The 15186-nt window shown below is 58.0% G+C and carries 11 protein-coding genes and 1 tRNA gene; 7 read left to right on the plus strand and 5 right to left on the minus strand.

The features are described 5' to 3' along the window. Positions 1-73 precede the first annotated feature (73 nt). Positions 74-1501: an O-antigen ligase family protein gene (locus VG146_17385; GenBank protein HEV2394129.1), complete on the plus strand. Its 1428-nt coding sequence runs from the start codon at positions 74-76 to the stop codon at positions 1499-1501. On the opposite strand, the gene asnS is transcribed toward VG146_17385, so the two are convergent. Together asnS and VG146_17395 are read right to left on the minus strand one after the other, a co-directional pair. Continuing rightward, positions 1461-2822: an asparagine--tRNA ligase gene (asnS, locus tag VG146_17390; GenBank protein ID HEV2394130.1), complete on the minus strand. Its 1362-nt coding sequence runs from the start codon at positions 2820-2822 to the stop codon at positions 1461-1463. The genes VG146_17385 and asnS overlap by 41 nt on opposite strands. Positions 2823-2848: 26 nt before the next feature. Further along, positions 2849-3856 carry an aldolase catalytic domain-containing protein gene (locus VG146_17395; protein HEV2394131.1) on the minus strand — a complete coding sequence of 336 codons (1008 nt, stop codon included), beginning with the start codon at positions 3854-3856 and terminating at the stop codon, positions 2849-2851. 207 nt (positions 3857-4063) lie between these two features. On the opposite strand from VG146_17395, the gene hflK reads away from it, so the two are divergent. Further along, positions 4064-5089 carry an FtsH protease activity modulator HflK gene (gene hflK / locus VG146_17400; protein HEV2394132.1) on the plus strand — a complete coding sequence of 342 codons (1026 nt, stop codon included), beginning with the start codon at positions 4064-4066 and terminating at the stop codon, positions 5087-5089. Positions 5090-5114: 25 nt separating this feature from the next. Then, positions 5115-6095 (plus strand): protease modulator HflC, encoded by a 981-nt coding sequence (gene hflC / locus VG146_17405; protein ID HEV2394133.1) that lies wholly within the window; start codon positions 5115-5117, stop codon positions 6093-6095. Between the two features lie 8 nt (positions 6096-6103). Here the strand turns inward: hflC and VG146_17410 are convergent, their stop codons facing one another. The 3 genes from VG146_17410 to VG146_17420 all read right to left on the minus strand — a co-directional run bounded on the left by VG146_17410 (position 6104) and on the right by VG146_17420 (position 10754). Further along, positions 6104-8329 carry a DUF6600 domain-containing protein gene (locus VG146_17410; GenBank protein HEV2394134.1) on the minus strand — a complete coding sequence of 742 codons (2226 nt, stop codon included), beginning with the start codon at positions 8327-8329 and terminating at the stop codon, positions 6104-6106. Between the two features lie 192 nt (positions 8330-8521). Further along, complete coding sequence (locus VG146_17415; GenBank protein ID HEV2394135.1) at positions 8522-9424, minus strand: sugar phosphate isomerase/epimerase family protein; 903 nt, start codon at positions 9422-9424, stop codon at positions 8522-8524. A 28-nt stretch (positions 9425-9452) separates the two neighbouring features. Then, positions 9453-10754: a Gfo/Idh/MocA family oxidoreductase gene (locus VG146_17420; protein HEV2394136.1), complete on the minus strand. Its 1302-nt coding sequence runs from the start codon at positions 10752-10754 to the stop codon at positions 9453-9455. 250 nt (positions 10755-11004) lie between these two features. Between VG146_17420 and VG146_17425 the strand changes: the two genes are divergently transcribed. The 4 genes from VG146_17425 to cysK all read left to right on the plus strand — a co-directional run bounded on the left by VG146_17425 (position 11005) and on the right by cysK (position 15180). After that, positions 11005-11078 (plus strand) — tRNA-Gly (locus tag VG146_17425). A gap of 150 nt (positions 11079-11228) precedes the next feature. After that, the gene (locus VG146_17430; GenBank protein HEV2394137.1) at positions 11229-12416 is read left to right on the plus strand and encodes an ATP-binding protein; all 1188 of its coding nucleotides are present in this window, start codon (positions 11229-11231) and stop codon (positions 12414-12416) included. Between the two features lie 355 nt (positions 12417-12771). Next, positions 12772-13710 (plus strand): DUF72 domain-containing protein, encoded by a 939-nt coding sequence (locus VG146_17435; GenBank protein ID HEV2394138.1) that lies wholly within the window; start codon positions 12772-12774, stop codon positions 13708-13710. 486 nt (positions 13711-14196) lie between these two features. Then, on the plus strand, positions 14197-15180 hold the full coding sequence (gene cysK / locus VG146_17440) for a cysteine synthase A (protein ID HEV2394139.1): 984 nt from the start codon (positions 14197-14199) through the stop codon (positions 15178-15180). Positions 15181-15186 lie beyond the last annotated feature (6 nt).

Here is a 15186-nt window from a genome sequence, read left to right on the forward strand (position 1 = left end):
AGGGTTGATCTATCTGATGGTCGTGTTCAGTCCCTGGGCTTTCGGAACGACACAAGCATGGTCCATTTGGACGATGAACTTCGCGGGATACTGCTTGGGGATGCTTCTGCTGACAAAGCTGAGTATCCGGCAAAGGACAGCCTATCGACCGCCGCGATGGACTGCTGCGGAAACAGGCCGCCAGAGCGAGCACCGGACCGTCCTCACGTTTTGCCTCGGGCTGCTGACCCTCGCGCTGCTGGGCTTCTGCCTGGCCAGCGCGTTGAATGCACGCGCGACGTTTCGCAATGATACATTGTCATTCGAATACCATGACTGCTGGATGTGGCTCCCGCACAGCCTCGATAGCGGCGGCACCTGGTTCGCATTCTGGACATATCTGGGCCTGGCTTGCTCTTTCTGGAGCATCCGGGATTGGCTTCAAGGCAAATCCAACAGCGAGGAACGCGCCCAATGGCAAAAGACCGGCGCAGCGTTAAACCACTCGCCACCTGCTGGCTTCTTGCCGGAGCGGCTGCGGCGATTATTGTGGCTGTTGGCCTTGAACGGCGCATTGCTCAGTATCGAGGCTATCGTTCAGCGAATGGAAAAATCGCCTAAACTGCTCTTTCTTGTTTTACCTCGAATTCATCAGACTGCTGAAACTCAGTTCGGGGCATACGCGTATCGCGCAAATGCGGCGCAGTACTTCAACCTGCTCTGGCCGATGTGCGTTGGATTTTGGTGGACAATTAGCCGGAACACAGGGCGGCAAAGCCCAGGCCGGCAGGCGCTTTTGCTCTGTACCGCCGTGATGGCTGCCGCCCCTCTGGTTTCGTCCAGCCGGGCCGGGGCGGCTGTCACGCTGGGGATGCTCGGGGTAAGCGCGCTTTCAGTGGCGGGATATTTTCTCGGAGGGCGCTTTCAGCTAGGTCGCTGTGGGGCCTGCAATGTCCGGCGAGGGTCGCGCCGGAGGGCGCCCGGTGTGGGCGGGCTCGCGAAAGATACAACTGCCTGGCTCTGTTTCTTTGTGGTGGTCGTGCCGCTGGTTGGGTTAGGGCTGGGATGGAAGGCCCTGGGTCCACGGCTCGAGCGGGTCCGAGGTGACTTTGCGGCGCGGAAGGCGCTCTGGGAGGCAGCCCGGCCCATGACCCGCGACTACCCGGTGTTCGGCACCGGTCCAGGGACGTTCGAAACGGTCTCTCAGCTCTACGCGCGGCCAGCGGAGTTGTTTTGGCCTCGGCAATTGCACAACGACTGGCTGGAGATGCGCATCACGTTCGGCTGGGTGGGGAGCGTTTTGATAGTTCTAGCGCTCGTTGCGATAGGATTACGCTGCTTTGCCCCAGGCGCAGGCCTATTGGGGCTGCTGATTGGACTGGCATTGGCCGGCTGCCTGGCTCATGCGCGCCTGGATTTTCCCTTTCAGGTGTATTCGATACTATTTCTGTTCGTCCTGGAATGCGCCGTCCTGTTCTGCTCTAAAAGTCGGCATTGCCCGGCGTCCGCGCAAAAGGGATGACATCGCGAATGTTGGGGACACCCGTCAAAAACATCAAAAGCCTTTCAAACCCGAGCCCGAAACCGGCATGGGGGACCGAACCGAACTTGCGCAAATCCAGATACCACCAATAATCCTGGGGATTGAGCTTGTGCGATTTCATGTTTTCGAGGAGTTGATCGAGGCGCTCCTCGCGCTGGGCTCCGCCGATGACCTCGCCAATGCCCGGCACCAGAACATCCATTGCAGTCACGGTCCGGGCATCGTCGTTCAGGCGCATGTAGAAGGGCTTGATCTCGCGCGGGTAATTGAAAACCGTGACGGGCGATTTGAAATGCTCCTCGGTCAAAAAACGTTCGTGGTCGGATTGGAGATTCGTGCCGTGCTCGACGGGGAACTCGAATCGTTTTCCTGATTTCTTGAGGATTTCGATGGCCTCGGCATACGGCACGCGAACAAACGGACGCTCGACCACAAATTTCAGGCGCTCGTTCAAGCCTTTGTCGATGAACTTTCCGAAGAGGGCCAGGTCTTCGGCGCACTGCTCGAGGGCGTAGCGCGCCATGGCCTTAATGAACTCCTCTCCAAGGCCCATGTCTCCCTGTAGATCGCAAAAAGCCATCTCCGGCTCGATCATCCAGAATTCGGCGGCGTGCCGGGCGGTATTTGAATTCTCGGCTCGAAATGTTGGGCCGAAGGTGTAGATGTTGGAAAGCGCGCACGCAAAGGTCTCTCCTTCAAGCTGGCCGCTCACGGTGAGGTAAGCGCGTTTGCCAAAGAAATCGGCTTCGGGCTTTTCATCAATGTTCCCTTTGAGGGTGGTCACGCGGAACATCTCACCGGCGCCCTCGCAATCACTGGCCGTGATGACCGGGGTATGGACATAAATAAAATCGCGCTCCTGGAAAAACTGGTGAACGGCGAAGGCGAGCCGGCTGCGGGTGCGAAACACAGCGCCAAACAGGTTCGAGCGCGGGCGCAGGTGGGCGATTGACCGGAGGAATTCGGGTGTGTGTCCCTTTTTTTGCAGAGGATAGGCAGGGTCCGCCGTGCCGACCAGCTCGATGCGATTGGCGCGCAGCTCCCATTTTTGTCCAGCGGCCGGCGAGGAAACGAGCGCGCCTTCAATGACCGCCGAAGCGCCCGTGGTGAAGTGCAGGAGACGCTCCGCGCCGGGAGTGCCGCCATCCACGACCACTTGAAGGTTCGCCAGGCATGAACCATCATTGAGTTCCAGGAAGGAAAAACCTTTCGAGTCACGCCTCGTCCGAACCCATCCTTTCACGGTGAGATTCTCCTGCGGCTGAGTCGCTGCCAGGACGTGTTTGATCAATGCGCGCATGGGGCAGGACAAGTCCCTGTCGAGGTTCAATCCCAGATCAGCTTGTAAAAATCGACGATATCGCCGGGCGTTTTAGCCTCTTTGAACTTGATGGCGGCGCGGGGGTGCTCGTTGAGAAAGCCGGTGAGCATGTAAGGCAAGTCGAAGCCCCACATCAATTTTGCGCGCATCGGCTCGATAACATTTTGAGCGCAACTCAGGATGGGCAGCAGGTTATACTTGGGGTTGTGCAGGAAACCAATTAGCAATTCCATCGGGCAATTGCCCGCCCCTCGCCCGAGACCGGCGATCGTCGCGTCGAGCATATTGGCGCCGAGAACGATGGCCTCGATAGTGTTGGCGAAAGCCAGTTGCAGGTTGTTATGGGCGTGCATGCCTACTTCTTTTCCGGCCACCTTGCAGTAACTCAAATATTTACGGGTGAGAAACTCCACCTGCTCGCTGTAAAGCGTGCCGAAACTGTCCACCACGTAAATGGCCTTCGCTTCAGACCGCGCCAGTAATTCCAGGCCCTCGTTGAGCTCATACTCCGGCACAGTCGAGACGGCCATCAGATTCAACGTCGTCTCATAGCCCTTGTCGTGGGCGTCTTTGACTATCTCCAGGGCGCTGGGGATTTGGTTGATATAAGTGGCCACGCGGATCAGGTCCAGGACGCTCTCCTTTTTGGGCAGGATGTCCTGGTGATAATCGGTGCGCTCAGCGTCGGCCATCACCGAGAGCTTCAGGGAACTGGGATTGTCCCCTACAATACGGCGCAGGTCCTCCTCGGTGCAGTATTTCCAGCAGCCGTATTCTCCTGGAACGAGGACCTTGCGCGAGGCCTTGTAGCCCATCTCCATGTAATCGATCCCTGCCTCGGCGCAGGCCGTATAAACCGCTCTGACCACCGCATCATCGAAATGATGATTGTTCATCAGCCCTCCATCACGAATGGTGCAGTCCAGGACCTGGAGTTCCGGACGGTAGGAAATCCATCGGCCAGCGGAGGTATTCTTTTTGGCAGGTTTGGCGGCAGTTGATTTAGCGGTCATAAAAGTAATTACTTTGGCAATCGCCGGGTTTAATGTTCCAAGGCCGAGGGGCGCCCGGCTTGGGGGCGAATCGACGCCAATTATAGAAAAGGAGGGGGGTTGTTCAATGATAATGAGTCGGCGGCGCGCCGCCTCGGGCGCTGTTTGATGCGCCGCGCTGAAAAATTGTAGAAGCCGAACGGCCCATGACCTGTCATAATGGCGGGCATGAAAAGTCAAACCGATTTCGAACTCCACAAGGAGGAATTACTGAATTCTCTGGGCGGCCTGGGGAAGGTAGCAGGATACGTTTTCTGGGGGTTGCTGGCAACGGCCGCCATCGCGACCAGCTTTTACACGGTCCCGGCGGATTCGGAGGCCGTAGTGCAACGCTTCGGCGAGTATCAATCCACCCAAGGACCGGGCCTGCACCTTCGGTTGCCGTTCTGGGCGGACAAAGCAACGGTGGTGCCCGTGCGGCGTCAACTGAAGCTGGAATTCGGGTTCAGCACCGAAGGGGCAACCAATCCCAAACAGTCTGACCCGGACGCGGAACACACCCGTGCGATGGTGACGGGGGACCTGAATGAGGCCGAGGTGCAGTGGGCCATCCAATACAGGATTACCGGCCCAAAACAATATTTGTTCGGAGTCCAGGACCCGGAGGATACCCTCCGAGCGGCCAGTGAGGCCGTCATGCGCGAAGTCATTGGCGACCGCACCATCGATGAAGTCATTACCTTTGGCAGGCAAGGAATCGAGACCGAAGCGCTCACACGGCTCAAGCCGCTTGTGACGCAATACGATTTGGGAATCTCCATTGACCTGGTTCAGCTCAAAAATATCGATCCACCGAAAATGGTACAGGCCTCCTTCAACGATGTGAATAACGCGCAGCAGGAAAAGCAAAAGGCCATCAACCAGGCATCCGGGGAGTACAACAAGGAAATTCCCAAGGCTCGTGGGGAGGCGGCGCGCTTGATCTCTGTGGCACAGGGTTACGCCGCCAAACGCATCAACGAAGCTGCCGGCGATGCGGATTACTTCAATGCCCAGCTCACCCAATATCTCAAAGCGCCCGAGGTGACCCAGAAACGGCTGTACCTGGAAACGATGGGTGAAATACTGCCGCGAATGGGGCAAAAGTTCATCATCGATTCGGATGTGAACCGCCTGGTCCCTTTGCTGCCGCTGCAAGGGCTGCCCAAACCAACAACCGCCGCGGTGGCTGCCCAGGCCCCAGCCGCCAACTAAAACGCGCGCAACGAAAGATCACTCCATGAAAAGCCTGCTCAAATCCCTCTCGGGGCCGCTGCTATTGCTGCTGGCCCTCATCGCAGCCAAGCTCTGCGCCTTCAACGTCGCAGAAAATGAGACCGCGATCCTCACTCAATTCGGAAAGCCCACAGGCCAAACCATCACCAACGCCGGGCTGCATTTCAAGCTGCCGTTCATCCAGGATGTCAATCGGCTCGACGTTCGAATGCAGGAATGGGATGGCCAAGCCGTGGAAATGCCCACTCGCGACAAGCTCTACATTACCGTGAACAGCTTTGGTCGCTGGCGCATCTCCGAACCCATGGCCTTCTTTACGCGAACCCGGGACACGCGCAGCGCGCTCTCGCGCATGGACGACATTGTGGGGAGCGAGATTCGCAACGCAGTCGCCGAGAACGACCTCATCGAAATCGTCCGCACTGATAGAACGCGGAAAGCGGAATTGGACACTTTCGATACCGGCTCAGCGACCAACAACCAGACAGGAATTGTCGCCAATCAACTGCCGCCGATTCGTCGCGGGCGAACATTCGTCGAGAAGCAAATCATCGATAAAGCCGCTGCGAAGCTGAAGGATCTGGGGATTCAATTGGTGGATGTGCGAATCATGCGAATCAACTATGACCCAAGCGTCAGCACCAAGATTAATGATCGAATGATCAGCGAACGGGAACAGATCGCCACGCGCTACCGTTCGGAAGGTGACGGTGAGGCGGCAAAAATCCTGGGCAACCGCGACAGAGACCTGGCCGAACTAAACTCTGTGGCTTACAAGATGGTGCAACAGATCAAGGGCGAAGCCGACGCCAAGGCAACAGAAATCTACGCCCAGGCTTACAACAAATCTCCCGAGGCGCTGGCCTTCTACACCTTTCTCCAGACGCTGGAAACGTACAAGAAAATCGCAACCAACGACACGACAATGGTTCTTTCCACCGGAGACGAGCTGTTCCAATATTTTAAAAAGCCACCGGGCAAGTGATGCCTTGATCACCGGCGCCCGCCGCCGCTGCCATGTCCGCCTCCACCACCGCCCACGGCATGAGCGCCGCCCCCGCCCATTCGTCCTCCACGGCCGCCGAAACCCCGATGCGGGAAGATGGAGGCGGTGGGCCAACTCGGGGCCAGAGGCCATGTCGTAGCGACGGTCGGCCAGCTTCGGGCCAGTGGCCAACTCGGCGCCAGGGGCCAGCTACGCAGAGAAGGCCAAATCCCCGCCGCCGCATAGTTCGGCAAGTTCGGCAGGAAAGGGCCTCCGGGAAGAAACGGGGCGCCGGGTAAAAATGCGAAGCCCGGGCTTTGGAAGGAACCAGCAAATCGGTTCAAGGGGACTGTTGGCGCGAACCCAAACGGCGCGCGAGAGTTAAACGGGGATTGTTCTACCGGCATATAAGGGTTCAAACCTCCGTTCATACCGGGCCTGACTCCGGCAACGCCCCAAGGGGGAGCAGTTCCGGAAGCGGGGGAAGCCCCAACCGGCAGCCACGGGTTGCCGCCATTATTGGCTGGAGCAGAGACCCCAACGGGTCCCCAGGGCGCTCCATTTCCTGAGGCAGGTTGTGCCCCAACCGGGAGCCAGGGGTACTTCCCGTTATTTGGAACCGAAGGAACGCCAGGTACGCCCCAGGCCGGCATCCCCGCCGCAGGGGCAAAACTCGCCCCCACGGGCGCCCAGGGCCCGTTAATAGGGGCAGGCGGCAGGCCACCCAGTACACCATGCCCCAGTTGCCTTGAGAAAGTCCCGCCCAAGATGCCGAACCCAAGCCCCGACATGGAGGCATCACTTTGCGAGCCGCGCCTTGGGAAGGATTGGGATGGGGCGCCTTCAAACGTTCCGGAGGAAATCGGCTCACCTACGGGTGTAAATGCCCCCATCGAGAATTCAGATGGGCTGCTGCCCACCGACCCAAACGCCGCCCCAAAAGAGTTGGGCGCCTGGAAACCTGCCGGCAGCCAGGGGCCTGCGCCCGCAGAAGCCACTTGAGCGCCGTGGTCCTCAAATGAGCCACTTTGCGCAAATGCCATGGAAGTGTCCGGCTGATCGACCACGGCCACTTGGGGAATGGGGTAGGGCGTGTGTTGTTGAACGCGTTGCAGGCCGATTCCTCTATCGACCAGGCGATGCTTCGAATCTATTCGGAAATGATTTCCAACCGTGGTCGCCGCCACGAGATTTTCAGAGCGCGACGGTTCGACGCGGTGTTCCCTCACGTTCCCATCGAGGAAATGATCAAAATCGACGAAGGTGAAGTCCGATGCGCTCAGCCCGAATCCATTGTCAGGCCCGACTGGCGCGCCATGGAAAGTAAACCCACTGTGCTCGTTGAAACCCGAGTCGGGGGGCAAGGGCGCCCAACCGCAGTATTGGGAATTATCCCGCCAGCACACCCAGGCCGGAGCCCACGTGCTGCCCGGCTGCCATAGCCAACCATACCCGGGGTCGCGCCACCAACGTCCATAATGAAACGGACCCCCGCCCCAGGGATAGCCCGATTGCCAGTACCAGCCGCAATCCGACCAACGCCATCGGCCATCATCACAATAGGGCTGCCAGCCTGGATTCGTTGCGACGAACGGCTGCCAGCACCAGCCATAGCTTGGAACCTCGTACCATTGGCCATAAGGCGCCAGGCCATTATAGAAATCCTCAGGGCTCATCATCGGCGCCCCGGGCGGCGGCCCCGCTACATAAGTCCCCGGTGGAGGTATGTTCGTGCCCGAGAAATAAGCCGGGCCTCTATTGGCCCATTGTGGCCCTGATGGCGCGGCTGGAGTAATGGGCCGATGCTGGATTAAAGCTGTCAAAACGGGTTGCGACACGCCCACGTCGCGCAAGGTGACGATTTGTTCTGCCGTGATCGGAAATGACTCGGGCTTTCTTTGAATATAAGCCAGGATGACTTGGTTGCCGATTCCGGCCTTGGTCAATCGGACGATTTCCGCCAGTTCATGCGGCAAGTAAATCCTGGCCGGCAGCGGGTGGCTGGCAGGAGCGCTGAGGGTTGTATCGGATTCGCCTTTTGTTGCGTCAGAGGGATTGCTCGCCTGATTGTCGGAGCCAGTGGAAGACCGGGTGGTTTGGGTGGCGGCATCAGATTGAACCAAATCCGGCGGTTGCCCGCTATTTCTTCTCTCGGGTACATCTTTTGCCCACGCACCGCAGAGGGCCAGCGTTACCACTGCCGTTAGGAGCTTCTTTCGAATTGCCGCGCTCATGAAGCAAAGGCGCTTTGTTATTCCTGGCAAACAGGCTAGGTCGATTCGCTCGCCCAATCAAATGGGGTAAATCCCAGGGGGCCCTTTCAGCCGGAACTCTCCCTCTACTCTTCGCGGGGGGCGGGAAGGAGCCGTGGAGAGGGCTCCCTCTTTTGTAGTCCATTCCACCGTCCTCCCAGTAACTGGAAGGCCTCAGCTACTTAAGATTCGATCAAACCGTTGGACCAAATCCCGCAGGCCCTCTGGAGTGTCCCCGCCCGGTTGCTCGGTCATGGCCCAGCCGTGGTAGCCGATATCGTCCAGGGCCTTCATCACCGCCGGCCAATCGTCATCGCCCTCAAGCAGCTTAACGTCGAAACCCTTCCAAAGGCCTTCGTTGTCCCGCCTCTTGCGGCTGAACTCTTTAATATGGAGCTTCTGAATCCGCTTGCCCAGAATGCGAATCCACTGCTCGGGCCAGCCGTAATTGATGACGTTGCCCACATCGAAATGCCAGCCTATCGCAGGACTATTGAATTCATCAACGTAACGGGCTGCCTCGAGGGGGCTGAGCAAAAACTGGTTCCAAACGTTTTCGCACGCTATCTTGACGCCCAATTCCTCCGCCAACGGAAGCGCCTTGCGAATCTCAGCCTGGGAACGGGTATAGGCATCGCCGTAGCTGACTTGCTTATTCACCACCGCCGGCACCAGCAACACAGAGGTGGCGCCGTAACGCTTCGCATCCCGCAAGGTCTGCTGGAGCGCTGCCACCCCTTCGGCGCGCACTTTGGGGTCCGGATGCGACAGGGGCTTGGACCAATGATAAACACCGCACACGCTGGGAATGACCAGGCCCGTGGCGTCTCGCGCTCGGAGCACCTCTTCCTGGTCCATGTGGCTGTTCATCTCAGCGCCTTCGTAGCCGGCCGTCTTCACCGCCTGCATCTTCTCGAGGACACTGCCCTTCACGCCGAGCGTGCCCCACATAATCGCCTTGTGGATCGGGCGCTTAGCGGGTTGGTTTTCCTGCGGCTGCGCTGAGAGCAGGGTTGGCGAAACCGCAGCCAGGGCCACCGCCTGGGCGCTGGTATTTAGAAAAGCGCGCCGGTTCATAAGAGGCCCTTTGCTTTTGCGGATTGATTCAAACCAGCTTCGTTACGCCCGGCATCGCCATCGGGGCAATATCCAGGTTCATTTTCCAATCCGGGTTGTCGGGAACGATCTTTTCCTGCGAATTCAGGGCCTCTTCCCAGGTCACTTCCTGGCCGGTGTAAGCGGCCATCCGGCCCATCAACCCCATCAGAGTGCTTTGTGCCATCCGGTGGCCGTCATTGATGGGTTTGCCGTTGCGAATGCTGGCGAACAATTCGTTGTGCTCGATCTGATACATATCGACCTTGGGCCCGGTGTCATGATAACGCCACTTCTCTTTGCCCTTGATGGTCGGGGCCTGCCAGCCCGAATGGCCAATTCCATCAGCCCCCATGAGGTAGTCCGAATTATCGGAGTAGGTATCGCCGATCTGGCGCTGACCGACAAAACCGCGAACATCATTGGGGAATTCATAAACCACAAACATGTGATCGAAGATATTCCCCTGGTTGTTGGGCGTTTGGCGCCCGCCGACAGCCACCGCTTTGATAGGCGGTTCGTCCTTGAGCGCCCACGCCACTTTATCAACGCTGTGACAGGCCTGCTCGACGTAGCCGTCTCCCGAAAGCCACACGAAATTATACCAGTTGCGCAACTGCCATTCCAGGTCGCCCATGCCCGAAGGCCGTTCGCTGGCGGGGGGCATCGGCCTGACGCGCCCGGCATAGTACGTGGCATAGATTGCGCGGACATCCCCAATGGCGCCCTCGTGAATGCGTTTGTAAAACTCCCGGCGCGGAGTATCGTACCGCCAGCAAAAGCCCGCCACCAATGAAAGCTTCTTCTTTTGGGCAGCTTTGACCGACTCCATTACCGAGCGCACGCCCACCGCATCGGTGGCCATCGGTTTTTCGCAAAAGACGTGCTTGCCCGCGTCGATGGCGGCCTTCAAATGCGTCGGACGGAACCCCGGCGGTGTGGCCAGCAAGACCACATCCACGCCGCTGTCGATGAGCTTTTGATAGGCGTCCAGGCCCACAAAACTCTTTTCCGGGGTTACCTTCACCTTTTCCCCGCACTGCTCCTGAAGGCTTTTGAGGCTCTTCTGAAGCTGGTCTTCAAAGGCATCGGCCATGGCGACCAGGGCCACATTCTCATCCGCATGCAGCGCCTGGTTCGCCGCACCGGTGCCCCGTCCGCCGCACCCAATCAGCCCGATCCTGAGGGTGTCCTTGGTTTGACCAAAGAGCGGCCCCGGCAGCATGGCCGGCGCGGCCAATGCCCCGCCGACGATGGCGGATGTTTTTAGAAAATCGCGACGGGTGGTGAGGGTACTGGACGGCGTTTTCATAATGCGAGATATGTGAAAGGGATATTGAACCCGCACAGCGCGCTTTGCAAATCTCAAATTGAGGCGTCTCAAATTGCGAATTGACGCGGAAGCAATGACAAAGCCGAAGCAACAAGCCGCCATTCCTGAGTGTAGGAGACGACGTAAGAAGCCTCTGATCAACGTGTCGGCTGGCCGCCCTTGAAGAATTTGAGGAATTTTTGTCTCTTGCACCCCGGCATTCAATCTGCTAAGTAAATCGTCGACCCAGGCGGGTGTGGTTCAGTGGTAGAATGCGGGCTTCCCAAGCCTGAGATGAGGGTTCGATTCCCTTCACCCGCTCCAATGATAATCAATGACTTACGAAGCTGTGCAGTAAAAGTGCAGTAAACCTTCCCTCCTTCCCGATGCCCCTTTAGAGATCGCAGTTTTTCAAAATTGCTCTTGTTTTCAGTCATCTTGTTGAGTAAAAATACTCAGTGTATTGAGTAAATTGTGATACGCCAGGACCTCCACGGCGAATTGGTAAAGCGGCTTAAAGAAAAGCGCCGCTTCATGCAGGTGCTGGCAGGGCCGCGCCAGGTCGGCAAGACCACGCTTGTCCGGCAGGTCATGGCCGCGTCCAAACTTCCAGGCCACTATGCATCCGCCGATGAACCGAGCTTGCGCGACCGTACTTGGCTTGAGCAGCAATGGGACATTGCGCGGCTCAAAGCCGGCGAGAGCAAAGCCGGCGCATTGCTGGTTTTGGACGAAATTCAAAAGGTTGCGGATTGGTCGCAGGCCGTGAAGTTGCTTTGGGACGCGGACACCCATTCGTGTGTTCCTCTCAAAGTGGTGTTGCTTGGCTCATCGCCATTGCTCATTCAAAGCGGACTGACTGAAAGTCTGGCGGGACGGTTCGAAATCATCGCTGCTCCGCACTGGTCGTTCAACGAGATGCAAGAGGCGTTCGGCTGGAAACTCGAGGAATATGTTTTTTATGGGGCATATCCCGGCGCTGCCGAGTTGATTGAGCAGCCAGAGCGATGGCGGCGTTACATCCTGGACTCGTTGATCGAAACCACCATTTCACGTGACATCCTCCTCCTGACGCGGGTGGACAAGCCGGCGCTGTTGCGCCGCTTGTTTCAACTCGGTTGCGCCTATTCCGGCCAGATTCTCTCCTATCAGAAGATGCTGGGCCAATTGATGGACGCTGGGAACACGACCACCCTCGCGCATTACCTCGAACTGCTGCGAGGCGCAGGGATGCTCGCCGGACTTTCCAAGTACGCTCACGGCCAGGTCCGCCAGCGCAGTTCCAGTCCCAAATTGCTGGTAAGGAACACCGCGTTGATGAGCGTCCAAGATTACCGCTCATTCAAAGAAGCCAGGCTGGACGGCGACCACTGGGGGCGGCTGGTTGAATCCTGCGTCGGCGCGCATTTGATTAATTCCAGCTATGGTAGCAACATCCAAGTGACCTACTGGCGTGAACGAAACCAAGAAGTGGATTTCGTCTTGCAGCAGGGCAAGACAACCGTGTCCATTGAGGTCAAAAGCGGGGGCCGGCGCGAGGTGTTCCCCGGCATGGAAGCCTTTAGCCGACAATTTAAGCCCCACCGCCAACTGCAGGTGGGCGGACAGGGAATCCCCTTGGAAGAATTCCTTTCCCTGCCAGCCTCCCACTGGTTGCGTTAGAACAAAGCAAATCGCTCACGAACGAGTCCACGCGGGGGGGGGCGAATTCTCAGCCATTTCCCACCACTTCTTACCACCACAGAGCCTCCCTGGTGCGGCCCACACGCGTGGGGATGGTCCAGATGACGGGGCCGGGGACGGAGAGCGCGGCGCCGTGTTCCCCACACGCGTGGGGATGGTCCGCCGTGCAAGCGTCGCTCCGCAAGTGGCAAGGAGTGTTCCCCACATGGTTCCAACAACATTCGTCCTTTCACGTGCTGAGGACAAAACGCCAGGCATTGCCTCCAGAGACCTCATTGGAACTTGGATTTCGATCTCGTTGCCATCGCCGTTCAACTGGCCTAAATAAAACGACGTGAACCTCACCCAGCAAGAACTGGCCGGCCAAGCTGCCTCACTGGCGGCTCAAGGCGTGTACATCGGCACGTCTTCCTGGAAGTACACCGGCTGGTGCGGGATGCTTTACGACCGCGCCCGATACGAATACCGGGGAAAATTTGCCGAAACCAGGTTCAAACGAGATTGCCTGTCCGAATACGCCGAGGTCTTCAAGACGGTCTGCGTCGATGCCGCCTATTACACCTTCCCCAGCCAGCAGTATCTCGAAGGTATGGTTAACCAGACGCCGGATGACTTCGTGTTTGGCTTAAAGGTCACCGACGCCATCACGATAAAGAAGTTCCCCAACCTGGACCGTTTTGGGCAGCAAGCCGGGAAACCCAACGCAAACTTCCTGAACGCAGACCTTTTCGTGAAGGCGTTTTTGAAGCCTTGCGAAACCGTCCGCTCAGGCATCGGACTGCTCATGTTCGAGTTTTCGCGCTTCTGGCCGACCGACTATAAGCATGGCCGAGAGTTCCTCGCCGACCTGGATAAGTTTTTGGGCCAGCTTCCAAAAGGTTGGCCCTATGGCGTGGAGATGAGGAACCGGAACTGGCTCAGACCGGAGTATTTCGAGTGCCTCGCCCGACACCGGGTTGCGCACGTTTTCAACTCGTGGGACTCGATGCCTCCTGTCAGCGAACAGATGGCGTTGCCAGGGAGCCAAACCAACCCCGAGCTTGTCGCAGCCAGATTCCTGCTCAAGCCGGGTCGCAAGTACGAGGAGGCGGTGAAGGCGTTCAAGCCTTACGACAGCATCAAGGAGGAGAACCCAGAGGCACGGGCGGCAGGTCGGACTTTGATCGCGGAGGGAAAGGCGGCTGGGCCGAAGCGCAGGACTTTTATCTTCGTTAACAACCGGCTGGAAGGCAATGCAATTTCGACAATTGCTGCGATGGTTTCACCTGCTTGACTGCTCCGGCCAGCGCCCAAATGGGCGCAAGCGGCCGTGCATTCGGCCGTGACTAAGGCAGGAGCATATCCATCGCGAACACGGTTCCATGGTCGGCTGCTCCTCCATAGGCAGTAGCGCCGTAAAGCTTGCCATCCTTGCCCTGGACAAGCCCCGCAAAAGGTTGAGCGCCGTTCGCCCCGCTGAACGAGAAAAGCGATATGACCGCGCCTGCGCCGGGGCGACTTTTCGAGCATCTTTCACCATGGGTGAGGCAACCTTAACGCCAACGGGCAGTGACTGTCAAGGCAAAAGCAACATCCAACATCCAACACCGTCCACTGACCGTCCACTGTTATCGCTGTTATCGCACCCTCCTTGACATCTATCGTGTCGCGATATAATATCTCGTCTTGGCTTATGCCGGCTGAGTTTCTTTTGGAATAGCGAAGCCGCCGTGGCGATTAGGTTCGAGCGGAGGCACTGCGCAACAAACCGAGTCAATTTATGGCACATATCTATAACGACATCGTAGAAACCGTGGGTCGGACCCCGCTTGTCCGATTGAATAAAGTTGCCGCCGGCATCGGAGCGGAGGTGCTCTTGAAGTGCGAGTTTTTCAACCCGCTCGGCAGCGTCAAGGATCGCATTGGGATGTCGATGATTCAGGATGCTGAACAGCGTGGGGTCCTGAAAAGGGATTCGGTGATTATTGAGGCCACCAGCGGCAATACCGGCATTGCCCTTGCGTTTGTGGCTGCCGCCAAAGGTTACAGGCTTATCCTGACCATGCCCGATACGATGTCGTTGGAGCGGCGCACGCTTCTTGCGATGCTGGGCGCCAGGCTGGTGCTCACTCAGGGCGCCGACGGCATGAAGGGCGCTATTACAAAAGCGGAGCAGTTGGCTAAAGAAACACCTAACTCCTGGATTCCGCAGCAGTTCGACAACCCGGCCAATCCGGCGATTCACCAAAAGACCACCGCTGAGGAAATCTGGGCCGATACAGATGGCAGGGTGGATATTCTACTTTCGGGCGTGGGCACGGGGGGAACGATTACGGGCTGCGTGGAGGTCATCAAAGGGCGGAAGCCATCGTTTGAGGCCATCGCCGTCGAACCGAAAGATTCGCCTGTGATTTCACAGACATTGGCCGGTCAGCCACTCAAGCCCGGTCCGCATAAGATTCAAGGACTTGGTGGCGGGTTTATTCCAAAGAACCTGCATTTGAAAGACTCCAAGGGCCATCCGCAGATTGTCGAGTGCATTCAGGTCACCAACGATGATGCGTTTGCGATGGCGCGCCGGCTGGCCAAAGAGGAAGGAATTCTTGCAGGTATCTCTTCGGGCGCCAACGTTTGGGCTGCGCTGGAAGTGGCGAGGCGTCCGGCGAATAAGGGCAAGATGATCGTGACGGTAGCGTGCTCGACCGGGGAACGGTATTTAAGCACCGCGCTTGCGGCCGAAGCCCGCGCTGAAGTCGGAGGATGATTGATT

The organism is Verrucomicrobiia bacterium, from assembly GCA_035946615.1.
GTDB lineage: Bacteria > Verrucomicrobiota > Verrucomicrobiia > Limisphaerales > UBA8199 > DASYZB01.

Excerpts from the sequence above, each read along its gene's own strand:
- VG146_17395 (HEV2394131.1), bottom strand. The coding sequence starts at position 3,856 with ATGACCGCTAAATCAACTGCCGCCAAACCTGCCAAAAAGAATACCTCC.
- asnS (HEV2394130.1), bottom strand. The coding sequence starts at position 2,822 with ATGCGCGCATTGATCAAACACGTCCTGGCAGCGACTCAGCCGCAGGAG.
- VG146_17410 (HEV2394134.1), bottom strand. The coding sequence starts at position 8,329 with ATGAGCGCGGCAATTCGAAAGAAGCTCCTAACGGCAGTGGTAACGCTG.
- VG146_17415 (HEV2394135.1), bottom strand. The coding sequence starts at position 9,424 with ATGAACCGGCGCGCTTTTCTAAATACCAGCGCCCAGGCGGTGGCCCTG.
- VG146_17420 (HEV2394136.1), bottom strand. The coding sequence starts at position 10,754 with ATGAAAACGCCGTCCAGTACCCTCACCACCCGTCGCGATTTTCTAAAA.
- VG146_17385 (HEV2394129.1), top strand. The coding sequence starts at position 74 with ATGAACTTCGCGGGATACTGCTTGGGGATGCTTCTGCTGACAAAGCTG.
- hflK (HEV2394132.1), top strand. The coding sequence starts at position 4,064 with ATGAAAAGTCAAACCGATTTCGAACTCCACAAGGAGGAATTACTGAAT.
- hflC (HEV2394133.1), top strand. The coding sequence starts at position 5,115 with ATGAAAAGCCTGCTCAAATCCCTCTCGGGGCCGCTGCTATTGCTGCTG.
- cysK (HEV2394139.1), top strand. The coding sequence starts at position 14,197 with ATGGCACATATCTATAACGACATCGTAGAAACCGTGGGTCGGACCCCG.